This is a genomic window from Erythrobacter litoralis, assembly GCF_001719165.1.
Lineage (GTDB): Bacteria > Pseudomonadota > Alphaproteobacteria > Sphingomonadales > Sphingomonadaceae > Erythrobacter > Erythrobacter litoralis.
Genome location: NZ_CP017057.1, coordinates 309565 through 325932, shown reverse-complemented (window position 1 = coordinate 325932; position 16368 = coordinate 309565). Strand labels below are relative to the sequence as shown.

Sequence of the window (16368 nt, the reverse complement as noted above, 5' to 3'; positions counted from 1 at the left end):
TTATTCAGAACCTGCGAGCGAGGAATTCAAATGGGGTTCAGCCGATAAGGGGTCGGGTGCTTCACCGAGCCGGACGAGCCCATTACGAGAACAACCCAGGAGAATCTCTCGGTCATGAAACCGGACTACCGCCAGCTTGAGACCTGGCGCAATCAGGCTGGTCTCGACCAGCTGCAACCTGCGACCTGTCACCTCGGTGCCCGAGAGCCGCTTCTGCAGAAACCGGGTCAACCACAAGCTTCCCCAGATCAACAAGCCTAATAGGGGAAGCAACAACGCCAGGCGCGCAAGATACTCGAACATCATCATGGTGCGACGTCCGCTCCGCCAGACATGGCCGGATCCGAAACGGGCCCGAGCGGCCCGGAAACTCCTGCCGATGAATCGCCGGCCGTTTCCAAGACCCCGTCGTCTCCAACAAGGCTCAAAATCTTAAGCGCAAACCGGCCATTTTGCGTTACGACTTCGCCACGAGCGATCACCCGCCCATTGGCGGTCAGGTCAAGTGCCTCGTCGGTCAAGCGATTGAGTGCGACGGTACTTCCCTCGCCAAGCAGCAGGACGTCCCGCAACATCATCTCGGTGCGCCCGAGCTCGACCGACAGCCTGACACCCACATTGCCGAAACGATGCAGCGCAGAACGAGAGCTGGGGCTGAAATCACTCATTTTAATAGCCTTTCTTCGGGTAAGCGGGTGAGGCGTAGCGCCATTTGATCATCAAGGGTTCCAATGCTTCCATAGGCCAACACAGTATCGCCAAGCTTGATGGGCACATGGCGCGCCGGGACGAGCGGGATCTGATCCCCGGGCGCGAGGGTGCCAAGACGACCTAACGGCAGGTCAAATTCGGCAAGCACAGCATGCAGCGAAAGAGGAATTGTGCCGAAAGACCCGGTGACGACTTTCACCCCAGTATGGCCAGCATCCGGTTTTCTCGACGCGGTCGCAGCCTGCGCAGGATCGGGAAGCAGGGGGTCAATGAAATCACTCGCAATCGCTAGCATCGCGCCCCATTGGCACCCGTCGTTGTCGCCGATTTCGAGCGCGAAAGATGCACACAAAGCGTCAGCTGCGAACGGCCTTAATCGAGCCGCACTTTCACTGCGAATGATTACCTCGCCCTCTGGGCATTGTGGAGCGAGACCGGCATGGCCGTGATTTGCGATGCGAGCCATGGCCCCTGCGACCATAGTCGCGGCCTCTTCGACCAGCAGGGCCGCCGAGCGTGGCAAGCGCTCCGGGACCTCGCTTGCGGTCCGACCACCCCCGCCGAACGACCGGTCAGTGAGCGCAATTGCGTTTGCAAAATCAATCGAGAGAAGCGCAGTGACCCCGGTTACTCCAACGCGAAGCAAACTGTTGGCAGCCACTGGTCCAATTCTGCCAAGAACCTCCGTTCCAGACAACCATTCGGGCTCAGCAACCTTTACGTTAAGTCGATCGTTAGAAAGCAGCACCGCGAGATCTTGCGCGAGCTGGTCCGCCAAGTCGCGTCTCCATGCTGCCAGTAACTCGGCGCGTTCTTCCGGTCGCGGACCGCGTTCTGTGAGCTCGGGGCAATGACGCACAACGGGGCGCGCAGCCGTAAACGTGCGCTCCATTTTCATTGGACAAGAAACCCGCGGAAATGGACGGCATCGACGCCACCGAAGCCCTCGTTCTGCTCAAGCACCTCATTCACTGCTTTGGTTAGCCTGTCAGCTAATCGCTGTTTGCCTTGGACATCGTAGGCTTCGGCCTCCGAGGTTGCAGCAAGTTCCACGAGGATTGCGGAGCGGATCGCGAGTTCGTGGTTCTGGACCCATTGCAGTACCCGGCCATCGCGTCGGGTCGAAACGGCCAGTTCCACCTGAATCAGGCCTGGAGAATCTGACAGGTTCGACGTGAAGCTCTCAGTGAAACTGTAATAGGCGGTACGATATTCGCTTCCGCCCTCGCCATAGACGACTGCGGGCGCTTTCTTGGCTTTATCATCATTTGCAAATGGGTAAGGATCAGCATCACCCTTGAGTACCAGCTTCGGCAAATCTGGCTTCGAAGCCCGCTCATCGCCGAACAATCCTGCGCTCACAGCACCATATGCTCCGCCCGCACCAAGGAAGAGCAAGAAGGCCGCTCCGAGCACAATCTTGAGCGTACCACTGCCCTTCGAAGACTCCGGCGATTTGTCCTTTCCCTTCGACATATCGATCATTCTCCTGCCTGCGGCAGAGTTCGAGACCTGGCGTCAGGCAAAGAGCCCGCGCTGCTCCCGAATTTCCTGCCGCGACTCAATCTGCGGGCCTTCGCGGTCGGTCTTGCCCGGATCCTTGCTTTCCGGATCCGCTCCCTCCCGCTCGTTGTTAGCGTGATGCGACATGTATGGTTGATGCGACCCTTGTCCGGACCCTAGGGAAGACCCGTAACGCGGCTCCGAAAAACCTCCTTGCTCGCCCCCTCGTGAATTGCCGTGCTGGCCATTGTGGGAGGCCGCTTCACCGCTCGATGTCGCCAGTCGTTCCCCGAGAGCCGCCTGTATCGCCGGAACAAAGCCGGAGTCCCGACTTGTCAGCACTGCCCGCCAGTCGGAAGGGCCTGACGCTTCGATCCTTATTGATATTGCTCCAAAATCGGCGTGTCGCACCAACATCTCGGGCTTTGCCGAACGGGCCGCATCGCGCAAATCCGTCAACGCTTCGATTGTGGCATCAAGCTGTTGTGTAAGACGAACTTCGGCCTTGGCCTCTATAGGTATGCCGGAATTGCCCGCTTGCGGACCAACAGGAGATGCCGGGAGATTATTGCTCGAAAAGCCGGATGTTGTTGAAGCAGAAGGCTGCACTCCGTCTATTGCGTGATCACTAGTTAGTTGGGGGGGCGACAGTTCAGCAATCGCCTGATTACCGGCGAACCTACTTCCTCGTGCAAGCGGCTGCGACGCGTAAACTTCCGGCAGTCCAAGCGTCGAAGATTTGCGCACTTCAGCGCCGGTAACGCGGACATGATTTGTCGCGAGTGCTGGCGCCTGGATCGTTGAGCTACGAATAAGAAGGCTTAAAGGAGCTGTTCCCGTCTTATCCCCTGACAAACTAGGAAGCGATCCGGCGACGTCACCGGCCTCTTGATCGAACGCCCCTCGCCCTCCCCCGTCAGCTTCCCGCGATATGCCGGTGAACCCCATTTCGGAGCCGATTGCCATAATCGGCGGGGAAGATGGTTGTGTAGACGCTCCAACTTTAGTCGTCGCACGCGCTTCTCCCGGCAAGTTTTCGCCGCCGCCTGGCAATGTCTTTCCGGGAAGTCCGGCAAGGGCCTGCATTTCTTTGGGTATGGCGCTACCGGACTGAATAAGGGAGAAAGCCTCGTCAGCCAGCTCCGGAAGGGGCGACGTCGACTCTTCAAGTGGATCTTTCGGTTCACCCAACTGGGTGCTCGAGATACTCCCTGCATCGGCCCATGAAGCCCCAGCACCAATCCGGTCGCCTCGCACACTCGCCTTCAGCACGGTCGCAAACTCGATTGCGCGCGGTTCCTCGAAATGTTCTGGCGAAGCGATCGCTGACATCGACTTGGCGTTGGTGGAGTCGCTAGCGAGTTTGGGCAGCGTCGGGATCACAATTTCTTCCTCAAACGGTTTGATGAATCAGGTCGAATCCTTTTTAAGCAACTTTCGTGCCATCCCTAGGGGAGGAGAGGCGGCACGTCGGTTCAGCTCGGTCTCGAGTGCGCGTCGCGCTTCAAGTGTACGATCCTCGAAGCGACGCATCCGGGTGTCGGCTTTGGCGAGCACGTCAGCCTGCCACTCTGCCTGTCTCGCGGCATCGCCTTCAGCTCGCTCGGCTGCGGCGCTTACTTCACTTAGCGAAGCTAAAAAGCGGCCTCGCTCGGTCAATGCCTCCCCTGAAGCAAGCCCCGAGACGTATGAGTAACTCTCAAGAAGAGAGCGGCTTCGCTCTACCAGCGTACGACTTCTCGTTTCTTCGCCCAAGGCATCGGCAAGGCCACGCATCGCTTGCCGCTGGGCGATCTGAGCGATGAGCAACTGGCGCTTAGCCAGCGCCAATCGGCGCCGTTCACGCATCTGCTCGCGCCATGAGTTCGCAAAGTCCTGCGAGACTCTGCCCCAGCGGCTCCGCAGCGCCGCGCGACTGTGACAAGAAGGCGTCGATGGCCGGGCTTAGTGCCAATGCGGTGTCAAGCACAGGATCAGCGCCTGAACGGTAGGCGCCCATCAGAACAAGATCGCGGTTCTCTTCGCGGGCGGAAATCAATGCGCGCAATTGCCGGGCGGCTTCGGAGACCTCGGGCGACACCAAATCGTCCATTACGCGGCTGAGCGAGGAAGGCACATCGATCGCAGGATAATGTCCACGCTGCGCAAGTTCGCGCGATAACATAATGTGTCCGTCCAAAATCGCCCTCGCAGTATCCACCACTGGATCCTGCGCATCGTCCCCATCGGCAAGCACCGTGTAAATCCCGGTTACGGCTCCGCCGGAAGTCAACGAGTTACCGGCACGTTCGACTAATCGTGTAATCGCTGCCAGCGCTGAAGGGGGATAGCCTCGCGCCGCACCGGGTTCCCCGAGCACAAGCGCCAATTCTCGCGCTGCGTGCGCGACGCGGGTAAGACTGTCGAGAATTAGAAGGACGTTCTTTCCCATTTCACGAAAAAATTCGGCAATTGCCGTAGCATATTGCGCAGCCCGCAACCGTAGGTTTGGAGCGTGATCGGCAGGTACAGCCACCACGATGAGCCTCCCGCGTCGAGCGCCGGACATGTGGCGGTTGACAAAGTCAGAGACTTCGCGCGCTCGTTCGCCAATGAGCGCGACTACCGTGACGTCGGCCACAGCATGCCCGGCGATCGTATCTACGAGAACAGATTTACCGACACCAGAACCGGCCATGATCCCGAGCCTTTGCCCAATTCCCATGGTCGCAACCGCATTGATGGCCCGGACTCCGCAATCAAATGGTTGTTTTACGCTGGCGCGTTCCAAAGCGTTTTCCCGACGGCCAACCAACGAACGAGTGTGGGGCAGAACCAGCCGCGGGCCGCCATCGATTGGTGCCCCTAGCCCATCTACAGCGCGACCCAGCAAGGCCTCGCCCAACCTGACTTCGCCCGGACCGCCAAGAGCCCGCACCGCCGCTTGAGGGCGCAGCAGCATGGCATCACCGAGCAACATCATCAGTGAATGGCCGGCCCTGAATCCAATCACCTCGGCCAGGCACTCGGCGCCGGCGTCGTTCTCAATCGAACCCAGAGAACCGACTGGCAGTGGAAAACCCGCAACCTCAATGAGGCCGCCATCGCAGGATACCACGCGACCGAACAACGCAGGGCCCGAAGCGACTTTGGCCGCGCGCATGCGGGCCATCTCGAGTTGCATTTCTCCGATCATCCGCGCACCGCTGCGGCTATCGCTCGCCGCCATTCACCCGGTCCATCGCGCACCGTGCCTTCAGGTCCTTCAAGGACAATTGCTCCGCGCTCGAGCGACGGATCGGAAATCACACGCCAACAACTCAAAGCTTCCTCTCCGACAATTTCGATGTCTTCAGGATGAAGATGGAGTGCAAACGATTGCGCCGCAGTCCCCATGCGCTCAGCAGCAACTTGGCAACGTTGCAGCAGCGCTGTTCCATCTACGGCGCATTGCCCGATCACACCCTCGCATAAATAGACTACCGTCTCGGCTAGGTCCGCCGCGAGAGCATCGCGCGCCGCCTCGTCCAGTGCCCGGAAGGCGAGCCGCAACGTCGTATGTCGCTTCGCGTCGATTTGCATCTCGGCCTCGACTGCGGCTCTTCCTGCTGCTTCTCCACGCGCAAACGCGTTTTCGATGGCTTCAGTTGCGGCCTTGTCCTCTTGAACCGCCGAGGCGGATTGATCCGGGGCCTCTGGCTGCTCGCGCCAAACCTCTTTGGCGAAAGGAAAATGATCACGGAAAATCGCAGGTCCTTCGAGCGCTGCGATCCATTGGGGCGAAAAAGAGTCCTCCCCGGCGAGCTCGGCTAGCCAGTCAGATGAATTCGCCATTATCATTTCCGATCACAATTTCGCCCTCATCAGCCAAGCGCCGGGCAACGTCGACAATCAGGCGCTTCGCTTCCTCTGCTTCGCTCTTGGTCAACCTGCCGCGCATCTCGATCTCATCACGGATGCCGTCGGCAGCTCGGGTCGACATGGCAGCAAAGAAGGGTGCGCGCTGCGCTTCGTCGAGCCCCTTGAGTGCACAGACCAATTTCTCGCTTTCGACATCGCGCAACAGGCGTCCCATACCTTGAGGATCAAGATCGAGCAGCATTTCGAAGGTGAACAGCTGCTCTTCGATCGCCTCGGCCAATGGCGCATCGCGCATCGCGATGTCCGGAAGGACCGAATGACGTACTTCACCAGCCGCGAGATTGATGAGATTTGCAGCCTCGCGTGGGCCGCCCAAAGTGAGCGCGGAACTTCCGAAAGAGGCACCAATTCGCTGGGTAAGAAGAGTGTCGATTGCCGAAATTGCCCGTGCCGAGATTGGGCCTATGCGAGCAACCCTCTCGACGACCGCCGATTGAGCATCCGCCGGCAAGCTAGAAAGCACCGCGGCAGCCTGCTCAGATTCGAGCAGCAAGAGCATGGCTGCGATAACCTGGGGATGTTCGTCTGCCATCAATCTCACGAGGACTGAAGGCGCCAGCCATCGCGCTATCTCGATGCTGCGCGGACGTTCGTCGGTTTCAATGCGCTGCATTATGCTTTCAGCCCGCGTAGGGCCCAGAGAACGCTCAAGCATGGAACGGACCCGGTCGTGCCGCCCGCGTGCGGACAAAACTTCACGATCCGCTTCGGTGACGAAATCGGCAAGCGCCTCGATCATATGCGGCTGATTTATTTCCCCCAGCGCCATCATGGCGCTGCCGATTTTCTCCAACTCGTCCGGGCCGAGCCGGCTAAGAATGATGGCCGCCTCCTCGTCCCCAAGCAGCATCAGGAAGACTGCTGCGCGGTCCACTCGGTTGAGCAGAGGGGAAACTTCTAAGGTGTCCCCTGGCTCGTTTGCGATAGTAGCGGGGGCGGTCATCGGACAGCCTCCTCGTCGCGCCGGGGTTCTGGTGCCTCGAGCATGCGCTGAAGAGCTTCAACTGCGCGTTCGGGCTGGCTCGCGGCAAGCCGACGAGCAAGTTCAACTTGGCGGGGAAGGTCGCCCAGGCTGCGGCCATTTTTCAGCTCGCTGGAGATCTCGCTTTGCTCATCGTCCTGACCAATCGCCGCCGGAAGAGAGGGAGTCTGGCCGGTCTCTACCTCTCTCAGGTCGCGCCCGCGCATTCGTGCGATAAGCGGACGCACTGCGAGCAGCAGAACCAGCAGCACTGCAAGAAGCGCCGTGACGTAACGCAGGACCATCGCGAACCATGGCTGTTCATAGAAGAGGGGAGGCTCCATTTCGGTTGCACCGAAGGCGCTTGCCACGACTTCAATCTGGTCCCCACGTTCCGTGTCCGCCCCTACCGCGGCTCCGACGAGTTTTTCGATCTGTTCAGCCGTTAGCGGCGAGGCTGCCGCAAGTGCATCCTTGCTGACAGCAACCGCTACGGAAAGTTTGACCAGGCCTCCGGGGCGGGTATTGGTCACAGCCACTTCGCGTCCGAGTTCGTAGCTGCGTTGAACGGCACTTTCAGTGTCGGTAGGAGCCGTGCCTGCAGCCGGGGCGGTAGGCTCGGGGGGGGCATCGACCAGGACCGGATCTGGCGGGGGAGTGTTTGCCGTTACGCCAGGGACACCTCCGATCCCACCTTGCCCAGTGCGGACTGCGTTCCGTTCGCTTTCGCTGCGGACGGAGCCATCTTTCTCGAAAGTTTCGCGCGCTGAGGTAACTTCCGCCTTATCGAGCTCCACCTGCACCTGGCTTGTGAAGTTGCCATCACCCAGCAGCGGCAACAGCAATCCATCAACTTGTTGACGCAGCTTCGCCTCGAATTCGCGCTGCAGCGCGAGCGCGTCGATCGTTTCCTCGCGCTGCGAAGACAGTAGACGTCCGTTTTGGTCTACCACTCGGACTCCGTCAGCGCTCATGCCAGGGACAGAAGCAGAAACGAGGTTGACGATGGCCTCGACCTGACTCTGGGATAAAGAGCGCCCGCTCACCAGCCTCAGCATCACCGAAGCGCTTGGTGGACTGCTCTCACGAACGAACACAGAGCGTTCGGGGGTCGCCAGATGCACCCGCACCGCTTCGATCCCATCGATCTCCCTGATAGTAAGCATCAGCTCACGCTCGCGAGCAAGCCGCAAACGCTCGCCCTCCAGCGTCCGGCTTGAGCCGAGCGGAATGGAGTCGAGCATCTCGGTTGCGCCTTGAGGAGCAGCAATGCCTGCATCGCTGGCGACGAGCATTCTGGCACGATAGACATCGTCCTCAGCGACAGACAGGGCACCAGTAGCGTTGTCGATCGCGTAGGAAATCCCGCCACTCTCTAGCGTTTCAACCACCTTCGCTCGTTCACCATCACTCAAGCTGGAATACAGGATCCGCTGCGGACCCTCAGCGAGCGCTAGATACAAAGCCCCGACCAACCCAAGCGCACCAAGGCCTGCCAACGCCGGAAGAGCACGGGCAATTGCCGGTTGCCGCGAGAATTCACGAAGTGGCCCGGGAAGCATCGAGCGCCAGTCATCGGCCCCCGAAACGGAGTTGTTCGGCGGCGCGCTCGTCGCGAGAGGAGCCTCATTGGGGACTGGCAATGTGGTTTCTGCCATGGGTTAGCCCCCCATTCGCATTATGTCTTGATAGGCGGACAAGAGCTTGTTGCGAACTTGCAGAGTCGCTTCGAAAGCAACACCCGCCTCTTGCCGCGCCAACATTACTTGCGCGATGTCGGTCACCTCTCCGCGCTCATAACCAACCTGCAGATCGGACGAGCGCTGCTGTACTGCGTTGACCTGGCGCAGGGCGGTGCTGAGGGTGTCTGCGAAACCGGCTCCGGGAACCTTAGTCTCCCCGGCTCCTTGCGAATCGTCCGTCGCGGCATGAACTTCTCGCAGCGCGGTATTGCGCGCCAGAATTTCCTGACGCAGCGCCAAAACGTCCTGCACGCCGCCAGTAGGGCGCACCGGGTTCATGCCCGAGCCCCCGCAGAGATGAGCCCGTTAGCGCGCATGGAAGCCAGACGATAACGAAGGGTGCGTTCCGAAATACCTAGGCTGCGCGCGGTGCGCGCACGATGACCATCGTGGCTCTCGAGTGCATCGAGGATCGCTTGCGCTTCTGAAGCAAAGGCGACGTCCGAGAGCGAACGCTTCTCGTGCTTTGGAGATGGCATCGGTGCAGGATTGTCGATGACCGCACGAACCGGTTGATCGAAGACAATGTGTGACCCGCAAATCGTGGGGGCATCCCCCGCGAGCAAGACGGCCCGCCGAATAACGTTCTCGAGCTCCCTCACGTTGCCGGGCCATGCATGTTGCTCAAGAAGGGAGAGGGCTTCTTCCTCGATCCAAGTCGGCATGCCCGGTCGACCAGCGTGGCGTAGCAACATTCCAAAGGCTAGCGGGGCGATATCGCCCGACCGATTCCGCAAAGCAGCCAATTCAAGGGGAAAAACGTTCAGTCTGTAGAGCAGATCTTCGCGAAAGCGCCCAGCACTGACCTCTGCTGCAAGCTGACGATTGGTGCAGGCGATGATGCGCACATCGAATTTGACGGGAGTTGTTGCCCCCAAAGGCAAAACCTCTCCTTCCTGTAAAGCGCGGAGGAGCTTGGCCTGCAGGGCCAGAGGCAATTCGCCAATTTCATCCAGAAGCAGCGTGCCTGTATCTGCAGCGCGGAAGAGCCCCTCGCGCGTCTCGGCCGCACCGGTAAATGCCCCTTTGCGGTGACCGAAAAGCAATCCTTCAAGCATGGCTTCGGGCATGGCTGCGCAGTTTACAGCCACGAACGGGCCCTTAGCCCTGGAAGAGAGCCGATGAACGAACCGCGCCAGCACTTCTTTCCCCGTCCCCGTCGGTCCTTCGAGCAACACCGGAATGTCGCTAGTAGAAATGCGTTCAGCCAAGGTCAGAAGGGCCATGCTGTGTTCGTCGCCTGCGATTGGCCAGCCGCCGTGGGCAGCGCTTGCAAGAAACGCCGAGCGAGCACGATCTAAGGAAGTCTCATTGTAAGAAAGTACGATCCTGTTTGGCGCGAGCAATCCGATCGCGGGGCGATCCGCCTGCATCAGATCGATTTCGATGGCATCGGTTCGGCGTCCCCCCGGCGGGCAGGGGAAACGGCCGTCTTCGCCAAGGACGAGACGAGCGCTTTGCCAGTTGTGACTGAGCAGCGGCAGGGTCGTATCGATAAGGGTCCGGTGACGGGCAATCAGCCGATCAGTCCCGAAAGGGGAGCTGCATGAGTTAACCGTGCTTAGCGCTGCATCTGGATTGATACCCGCGCCACGCGGGCGCTCTTTATCAGGCATCTTGCTTGTTTGAGTTGTCATGATCGCCCCTGTCGTTCCTTGGTGGAAGGAAATTGCCGGGGAGCGTCCAAAACATCGCAAATTTAAGCCCTAGTAGGATCACCTATTGCCCTATGGGAACCCTGCATCGACCCCGAGTGGAGCAAACTGCTATTGCCGGGCAATTCTTTGCCGCCGACGTTGACCGCAGCACTTAAAGTTTCGCGCCACTGGTCGGTCTAAGGGTCAGCAGCGGCGGACCCCTCCGTCCTGCACGACCATTCGGAGGTTTGAAAAAATGTCTGTCATCAACACCAATATCTCGGCTCTGCGCGCGCAGAATGCGGGCGTTCAGGCGAACAACATGCTCGGCCAGGCGATGGAACGTCTTTCCACGGGCAAGCGGATCAACAGCGCTGCCGACGACGCGGCCGGCCTAGCGATTGCTTCGTCCATGACCTCGCAGATCAGGGGTATGCAGCAGGGCGTCCGCAACGCGAACGACGGCATAAGCCTTGTTCAAACGGCTGAAGGCGCGCTGAACGAAGTAACCAATATGCTCCAGCGCATCCGCGAGCTGAGCGTCCAGGCAGCTTCGGGAACCTTTAGCGCTGACGACCGCACGAATATCGGTCTTGAAGTCACCGCTCTGACGGCTCAAATGACGCAGGTCATCACCGGTACTGACTTCAATGGTATTTCGCTCCTCGATGATGCTGCCGCTATCAATATTCAGGCCGGGGAAGACGTTATCGCAGTTGGTAGAACCGACCTGACTGGTGTCTCGGGCGCAACCTACAGCGTTGCCGATGCAGCCGCTGCGACCACCACGATTGCTACGGTCGACACGCAGCTTGCCGCCGTGAATAGCGCGCGTGCATCGTTCGGTGCGAGCCAGAACCGGCTCGAGTCGGCGGTGAACAACCTCACTAACGTCTCCACAAACCTCACCGACGCACGTTCGCGGATTGTGGACACCGACTACTCGGCCGAGACCACCGCGCTCTCCAAGGCGCAAATCCTCGGGCAGGCGTCGACCGCGATGCTTGCGCAGGCGAATCAGTCCCAGCAGAACGTCCTTTCGCTTCTGCGCTAATCGAGCCACCGGCAGATGGCCGGTCCTCAAACCAAGCCCGGAGCCTTGGGGCTCCGGGCTTTTTTTGTTTTGGCAACACGACCGATCCACTGCCATTCGACGCGTTCAGCTGGTCATTTGGAACTGAAATAGATTGTCCTCCTCAGAGGGCGGACCGATGATGGCGGGTGAGCAGGCAGGGGCGGTCGTTTCGAGGATCGAGGATCGACGCTTTCTCGAGGCTCAGGTTCGCCGCCACGATGTGGCGCTCGCTCCCGGATCCTTGCCGGGTTTCTTTTTGTGTGCCGAAGGACTCCAAAGCAAGCAAGTTGCTGAACCTCTCGGTGTTCATTAGCATATAGTTCGCGAATCTCGGCGACGGTTTGTTCATGCTGGGATTGAGGGACTGACCGACGAGTATCGCGCGGGACGCCCTCGAACCGTATTAGGTGCCCAGATCGCTGAAATTCTGGACGCACTTTGAACACCACGCCGAAGGATGACACCCATTGGTCGATGGCAGCTGAGGTCGGGCGTTCGCATACGACTATCCGCCGGGTTCGGAATGCCTTTGGCCTTCGGCCGCATCCTTCCGAGAAGTTCATGCTTTCGAGCGGCCCGCTGTTCGTTGACAAGATGCAAGACATCGTCGGCCTCTATATATCGCTACCGGACCGGACGGTCGTGCTGCGTCTCGATCAAAAGAGCCAGATCAAGGCGCTCGACCGTTAGCAACCGGTTTTGCCTATGGCGCCTGGCGTGGCCGAGCGGCGAACCCATACCCACGCACCACGTCCTTGTTCGCAGCGCTCGACATCGCAACAGGCGATGTGATCGGCAAGTGCTACAAACGTCACCCTTCAGCCGAGTCCCTGAATTTGCTCAAGCGGATCGACGCTGCGATGCACACGGGTTTGCAAGTGCATCTGCTGATGGACAGCTATACGACCCACCAGACGCCGAAGGTCAATGCGTGGCTTGCGCGTCGGCCGCATTGGCATGTCCGCTTTACCTCAACATCAACTTCCTGGATCAATCATGTGGAACTTTGGTTTGCAGAGCGGCCGCGCAAACAGTTGCAGCGCGGGGTTCATCGTTCCACCGCCGAGCTTGGAGCCGACATCATTGCCTTCATCACAGCCCATAACAAAAAAACCCGAAACCATATCGCTGGACCAAATGAACCGACGATATCCCAGCCTCCGTTAAAGGCTTCTGCCAAGAAACACTGAGCCGAACTTCAGATTCAGGTGACTAGGGTCAGGACTCATTGCGGCAGCCAGAAGATGACGGTTGCGGCGATGCATATGGCGGACATGAACGTGTGGGCGCATCGGTCGTAACGGGTGTGGATGCGTCGCCAGTCCTTGAGTTTGCCGAACATGTTCTCGACTTTGTGGCGTTGGCGATAGAGCACCGCGTCGTGGGGGATGGGCACTTTGCGGTTCGTTTTTGACGGGATGCAGGCAGCGATACCGCGCTGTTCCAGAGCGGCGCGGAACCAGTCGGCATCGTAGCCCCGATCGGCGAGCAACGCCTCGGCCTTGGGGAAGGCTTCGATCATCAGCGCAGCCCCTTTGTAGTCGCTCATCTGCCCTTCGCTGAGCAGCATGATCAATGGCCGGCCCTTGCCATCGCAGACTGCATGCAGCTTGGAGTTCAGTCCGCCTTTGGTGCGGCCGATACGTCTGGGTAGAGCCCCTTTTTTAGCAGGCTTGCCGCCGTCCGGTGCGCCTTGAGGTGGGTGGCGTCGATCATCAGCTGATCGGGCTTTCCGCCCTTGGCGGCGAGCTGGGCAAAGATCCTGTTGAACACGCCCAGGCGGCTCCAGCGGATGAAGCGATTATAGATCGTCTTGTGCGGGCCGTAGCCGGCAGGCGCATCACGCCAGCGCAATCCATTCCTGATCACGAAGATGATACCACTCACAATCCGCCGGTCATCGACCCGTGGGATCCCATGCGACAACGGAAAATAGGGCTCAATCCGGCGCATCTGCGCCTCGCTCAACAACCACAGCCCGGACATCGGCAGCACCTCCTTGCTGCCGCTATTGAATCAATCGACTGCCGCCAGCGCAAGTGATTTAATGGGTCCTGAGCCTAGGTCACATCGTTAGTACGGGGGCGCAATTCCTATTGAGCTCCTTGCGCTGATTGCATCGGGCGTTTGCGAATCGCGACCTTTCGTGTCTCAAGTAGAAGCAGCGAAATTCGACGATTGCGCGGGTCTGTTGGATCATCAACAATCAGAGGCTCTGTTTCGGCCACCCCCTCGATCCGAGCGATACGGGTAGAGGGAATTCCGCCTAGCAAAAGTGATTGCCGGGTTGCTTCCGCGCGTCCCGTTGAAAGAGACCAGTTGTTCGCTTCTACCCCGCTCCGCCATGGGAGAGCATCAGTATGACCGCGCAAAATCAACGGGGCGGATTCATCAATCAGTGTTTCAGCCATAATCTGAAGCAAGCCCCGAGCTTCTTTGGTGAGAATCGTGGTCCCAAGCTCGAACATCGAAAAATCTGCATCGTCGACAAGGTCGATACGGATACCCTCCGGAGCTCGCATCACACGGACCTGACGTGCAAGGTGGGCCAATTGGCGGCGCTGGGCGAGCTTCTTGTCGATCTTGTCGCGCAGTTCCTTGAGCTTGTCCGCTTCCAATTCGCCGCGACCGCCACCCTCCACAGGGCCGCCCGTAACGCCACGCGGAATCGTTATAGATCGCGTGCCAGTTTGGCCCATTGCATTCGGGTAATTGTCGGGATCAGTTATTGAGGATCCGCCTAGGAGCCCATGAGACCCCGCGCTTTCCTTGCGCATCTTGACCAGTGTCGGTGTGAAGTAGTCCGCGATTCCCCTTCGCTGGTTTTCCTCGGTCGCCCCGAGAAGCCAAAGAAGAAGGAAGAACGCCATCATAGCAGTTACGAAGTCCGCATAAGCGACTTTCCAGGCACCTCCGTGATGGCCTGCGGCCTCGACAGTAATCTTCTTGACAATGATTGGCGCAGGGCTCGCGTGGCTCGCGCTGTCCCCGGGACGCGCGGGATCGTCAAGTGCCATGTCAATTGCTCCGCATCATGTCGAGCAATTCCGTTAACTTGGGCCGGTGCGACGGCGCCAAACCGGAGCGCGCCGCTTCGAGCACCAGGGGTTGAGGGTAGCCATGAAGCGACGCGATGATCACCTGCTTGATCGAGTGGAAGACTTGCTGATCGCGGGTATTGATCTGCTTGAGGCGGCTCGCCATCGGGCCAACGAAACCATAAGCGAGCAAGACCCCAAGAAAGGTTCCGACGAGCGCCGCGCCGATCATCTTGCCGAGCACTTCGGGTGGCTCGTTGATCGAACCCATCGTCTTGATAACGCCCAGCACCGCGGCAACAATGCCGAGAGCGGGGAAAGCGTCAGCGAGAGATTGAATAGTATGCTCTGGCTCGGCCATTTCGTGCAACTCGGTCTTGATCGCCGAATCGATGACCTCCTCCACCGCATGCGTATCAAGCGTGCCGCTTGACACCACGAGCAAGGTAAGCGGATCGCATATCATGGTAGTGAGCACGCGGTCATTCTGAATCCGCGGATATTCGCTGAAAATCGCTGAATTCGCGGGCTCCGTGACGTGGCTTTCAAGGGCTACCGCTCCTTCCGTGCGAAGCAGCTTCATCAACTTGCTGGTCAAGGCGATCGCATCGATATGATCCTGATCGTTATACTTCGGGCCCACAAAGACCTTTTTGAGCCCGCTTGCGAGTAGCTTGATTTCATGCGTCGAGTTGCCGATCAGGACTGCGCCGATTGCGGCGCCGCCGATGATCATGAACTCAAGTGGAAGCGCAGCAAGTACGGGGCCGATCGCGCCGCCCGCCAGAATGAAGCCGCCAAACACCATGACGAGCAGAACGATGATACCGATGGCGACGAACACTGGGAACTGCTCCTGGCAGGGGGGTGAATCAGAGCGCGTTGAATAAGGTGAGCGAACTCACCCGGGTGAAGGCAGCTTGGCTCGCTTCGAGCGCTGTCATCGATTGCTGCAACTTGGCGATTGCATCCCCGATCTGGGTATCCCCAACTTCGCTGCGGCGCTCAGCGATCGCCACTGAACGATCCAGCTGTTCTTGGCGGACGGTCTCTACCCATGCGAGCCGGGCACCCAGGATAGTCTGTCCTCGATTTACGGTAGTTAGCGCCGCGTCGATCCCTTCGATCGCTGCCGAAGCCGATGCGGACGGATCGGGTGTGCCGCCACGCAGCGCGTCGGCCAGCCCTCTAAGAACGGCGAAGGCATTGGAGGGTGATCCTGCGACGTCGAATTCGAACAACTGAGCGCCGTCGAGCCCTCGCTCGATCTCGGTACCCTGTCCAACTGGCACTGAAAGCGATTGCGTAGTCCCCGCATAGGTTACGGCACCCGTGCCATCGCGTGTAAAAGCCGGTCCGGCTGCAAGACCGGCAAATAGGGGCTCACCACCGGGGCCTTCTGCATTTGCGCGCGCGAACAATTCTTCGCCCAACTGTTCGATCTCGAAAGCAATCGCCTCTCTCCCAGCCGCTCCGCTCGTATCGCTTGCGGCACCAAGCGCCAGTTCGCGTGCGCGCTGCAGGAGGTTGGTAACTGCGGCTAGCTCCGTGGTCGCAGAGGTAAGATCCTGATCCACCGATGCGGCATTGCTTGCATCGGCTGTGCTCAATATCTCACGGCGCGCCAATTGGCGGAGTTGGGCGGCTGCGGCCGGGTCATCCGATCCGCGTTCCAACCGCTTTCCTGTAGCAATCTGGGTCTGCAGACGTTCGATGTTGCCCCGCAGTTCGCTCATTTGGCTAAGCGAGCGATTGTAAAAAGTACCTGTAGCGGTGTTTACGAAGCTCATGAGTAGGGTCC

The 16368-nt window shown here is 59.3% G+C and carries 17 protein-coding genes and 1 pseudogene; 2 read left to right on the top strand and 16 right to left on the bottom strand.

Annotated elements, in window-relative coordinates; genetic code table 11:
* The 12 genes from Ga0102493_RS01560 to Ga0102493_RS01510 all read right to left on the bottom strand — a co-directional run bounded on the left by Ga0102493_RS01560 (position 1) and on the right by Ga0102493_RS01510 (position 10454).
* Entirely contained in the window at positions 1–309 is a 309-nt protein-coding gene (locus Ga0102493_RS01560) for a flagellar biosynthetic protein FliO (protein ID WP_236922274.1), read from the bottom strand.
* A complete protein-coding gene (locus Ga0102493_RS01555; protein WP_069297421.1) occupies positions 306–668 on the bottom strand; it encodes a FliM/FliN family flagellar motor switch protein in 363 nt (120 codons plus the stop codon). The genes Ga0102493_RS01560 and Ga0102493_RS01555 overlap by 4 nt, the downstream gene beginning before the upstream one ends.
* Entirely contained in the window at positions 665–1489 is an 825-nt protein-coding gene (locus Ga0102493_RS01550) for a FliM/FliN family flagellar motor switch protein (RefSeq protein ID WP_069297420.1), read from the bottom strand. Before Ga0102493_RS01550 ends, Ga0102493_RS01555 begins: the two co-directional genes overlap by 4 nt.
* Before the next feature lie 116 nt (positions 1490–1605).
* A complete protein-coding gene (locus Ga0102493_RS01545; protein ID WP_236922273.1) occupies positions 1606–2196 on the bottom strand; it encodes a flagellar basal body-associated FliL family protein in 591 nt (196 codons plus the stop codon).
* A 33-nt stretch (positions 2197–2229) separates the two neighbouring features.
* Positions 2230–3597 (bottom strand): hypothetical protein, encoded by a 1368-nt coding sequence (locus tag Ga0102493_RS15845; protein ID WP_150132388.1) that lies wholly within the window; start codon positions 3595–3597, stop codon positions 2230–2232.
* A 27-nt stretch (positions 3598–3624) separates the two neighbouring features.
* Positions 3625–4062: a hypothetical protein gene (locus tag Ga0102493_RS01540; protein ID WP_069297419.1), complete on the bottom strand. Its 438-nt coding sequence runs from the start codon at positions 4060–4062 to the stop codon at positions 3625–3627.
* On the bottom strand, positions 4055–5389 hold the full coding sequence (locus Ga0102493_RS01535; RefSeq protein ID WP_034906669.1) for a FliI/YscN family ATPase: 1335 nt from the start codon (positions 5387–5389) through the stop codon (positions 4055–4057). Before Ga0102493_RS01535 ends, Ga0102493_RS01540 begins: the two co-directional genes overlap by 8 nt.
* Entirely contained in the window at positions 5386–6027 is a 642-nt protein-coding gene (locus tag Ga0102493_RS01530; RefSeq protein ID WP_051698443.1) for a FliH/SctL family protein, read from the bottom strand. The genes Ga0102493_RS01535 and Ga0102493_RS01530 overlap by 4 nt, the downstream gene beginning before the upstream one ends.
* Positions 6011–7057, bottom strand: a complete 1047-nt coding sequence (locus Ga0102493_RS01525; RefSeq protein ID WP_081845789.1) for a flagellar motor switch protein FliG — start codon at positions 7055–7057, stop codon at positions 6011–6013. Before Ga0102493_RS01525 ends, Ga0102493_RS01530 begins: the two co-directional genes overlap by 17 nt.
* Positions 7054–8733, bottom strand: coding sequence for a flagellar basal-body MS-ring/collar protein FliF (gene fliF, locus Ga0102493_RS01520; RefSeq protein WP_236922272.1), 1680 nt, complete (start codon positions 8731–8733; stop codon positions 7054–7056). Before fliF ends, Ga0102493_RS01525 begins: the two co-directional genes overlap by 4 nt.
* A gap of 3 nt (positions 8734–8736) precedes the next feature.
* Positions 8737–9096: a flagellar hook-basal body complex protein FliE gene (gene fliE, locus Ga0102493_RS01515; protein WP_034906516.1), complete on the bottom strand. Its 360-nt coding sequence runs from the start codon at positions 9094–9096 to the stop codon at positions 8737–8739.
* Positions 9093–10454 carry a sigma-54 interaction domain-containing protein gene (locus Ga0102493_RS01510; protein ID WP_236922271.1) on the bottom strand — a complete coding sequence of 454 codons (1362 nt, stop codon included), beginning with the start codon at positions 10452–10454 and terminating at the stop codon, positions 9093–9095. Before Ga0102493_RS01510 ends, fliE begins: the two co-directional genes overlap by 4 nt.
* 256 nt (positions 10455–10710) lie before the next feature.
* Between Ga0102493_RS01510 and Ga0102493_RS01505 the strand changes: the two genes are divergently transcribed.
* Together Ga0102493_RS01505 and Ga0102493_RS01500 are read left to right on the top strand one after the other, a co-directional pair.
* Positions 10711–11508, top strand: a complete 798-nt coding sequence (locus tag Ga0102493_RS01505) for a flagellin N-terminal helical domain-containing protein (RefSeq protein WP_034906514.1) — start codon at positions 10711–10713, stop codon at positions 11506–11508.
* Between the two features lie 157 nt (positions 11509–11665).
* Positions 11666–12667, top strand: a pseudogene (locus tag Ga0102493_RS01500) (IS630 family transposase); the annotation flags it as partial.
* A gap of 87 nt (positions 12668–12754) precedes the next feature.
* Here the strand turns inward: Ga0102493_RS01500 and Ga0102493_RS15565 are convergent.
* From Ga0102493_RS15565 to Ga0102493_RS01475, 4 genes are all read right to left on the bottom strand, one after another.
* A protein-coding gene (locus Ga0102493_RS15565; RefSeq protein ID WP_150132387.1) for an IS5 family transposase occupies positions 12755–13515 on the bottom strand; the annotation gives its coding sequence in 2 pieces (ribosomal slippage) (positions 12755–13182 and positions 13182–13515; 762 coding nt in all).
* A gap of 107 nt (positions 13516–13622) precedes the next feature.
* Positions 13623–14546, bottom strand: a complete 924-nt coding sequence (locus tag Ga0102493_RS01485) for a flagellar motor protein MotB (RefSeq protein ID WP_051698291.1) — start codon at positions 14544–14546, stop codon at positions 13623–13625.
* A gap of 1 nt (position 14547) precedes the next feature.
* Positions 14548–15411 (bottom strand): flagellar motor stator protein MotA, encoded by an 864-nt coding sequence (gene motA, locus Ga0102493_RS01480; protein ID WP_034905599.1) that lies wholly within the window; start codon positions 15409–15411, stop codon positions 14548–14550.
* A 28-nt stretch (positions 15412–15439) separates the two neighbouring features.
* Positions 15440–16357 (bottom strand): flagellin N-terminal helical domain-containing protein, encoded by a 918-nt coding sequence (locus tag Ga0102493_RS01475; RefSeq protein WP_034905601.1) that lies wholly within the window; start codon positions 16355–16357, stop codon positions 15440–15442.
* Positions 16358–16368 lie beyond the last annotated feature (11 nt).

Excerpts from the sequence above, each read along its gene's own strand:
- Ga0102493_RS01560 (WP_236922274.1), bottom strand. The coding sequence starts at position 309 with ATGATGATGTTCGAGTATCTTGCGCGCCTGGCGTTGTTGCTTCCCCTA.
- Ga0102493_RS01555 (WP_069297421.1), bottom strand. The coding sequence starts at position 668 with ATGAGTGATTTCAGCCCCAGCTCTCGTTCTGCGCTGCATCGTTTCGGC.
- Ga0102493_RS01545 (WP_236922273.1), bottom strand. The coding sequence starts at position 2,196 with ATGATCGATATGTCGAAGGGAAAGGACAAATCGCCGGAGTCTTCGAAG.
- Ga0102493_RS01540 (WP_069297419.1), bottom strand. The coding sequence starts at position 4,062 with ATGCGTGAACGGCGCCGATTGGCGCTGGCTAAGCGCCAGTTGCTCATC.
- Ga0102493_RS01535 (WP_034906669.1), bottom strand. The coding sequence starts at position 5,389 with ATGATCGGAGAAATGCAACTCGAGATGGCCCGCATGCGCGCGGCCAAA.
- Ga0102493_RS01530 (WP_051698443.1), bottom strand. The coding sequence starts at position 6,027 with ATGGCGAATTCATCTGACTGGCTAGCCGAGCTCGCCGGGGAGGACTCT.
- Ga0102493_RS01525 (WP_081845789.1), bottom strand. The coding sequence starts at position 7,057 with ATGACCGCCCCCGCTACTATCGCAAACGAGCCAGGGGACACCTTAGAA.
- fliF (WP_236922272.1), bottom strand. The coding sequence starts at position 8,733 with ATGGCAGAAACCACATTGCCAGTCCCCAATGAGGCTCCTCTCGCGACG.
- fliE (WP_034906516.1), bottom strand. The coding sequence starts at position 9,096 with ATGAACCCGGTGCGCCCTACTGGCGGCGTGCAGGACGTTTTGGCGCTG.
- Ga0102493_RS01510 (WP_236922271.1), bottom strand. The coding sequence starts at position 10,454 with ATGACAACTCAAACAAGCAAGATGCCTGATAAAGAGCGCCCGCGTGGC.
- Ga0102493_RS01505 (WP_034906514.1), top strand. The coding sequence starts at position 10,711 with ATGTCTGTCATCAACACCAATATCTCGGCTCTGCGCGCGCAGAATGCG.
- Ga0102493_RS01485 (WP_051698291.1), bottom strand. The coding sequence starts at position 14,546 with ATGGCACTTGACGATCCCGCGCGTCCCGGGGACAGCGCGAGCCACGCG.
- Ga0102493_RS01475 (WP_034905601.1), bottom strand. The coding sequence starts at position 16,357 with ATGAGCTTCGTAAACACCGCTACAGGTACTTTTTACAATCGCTCGCTT.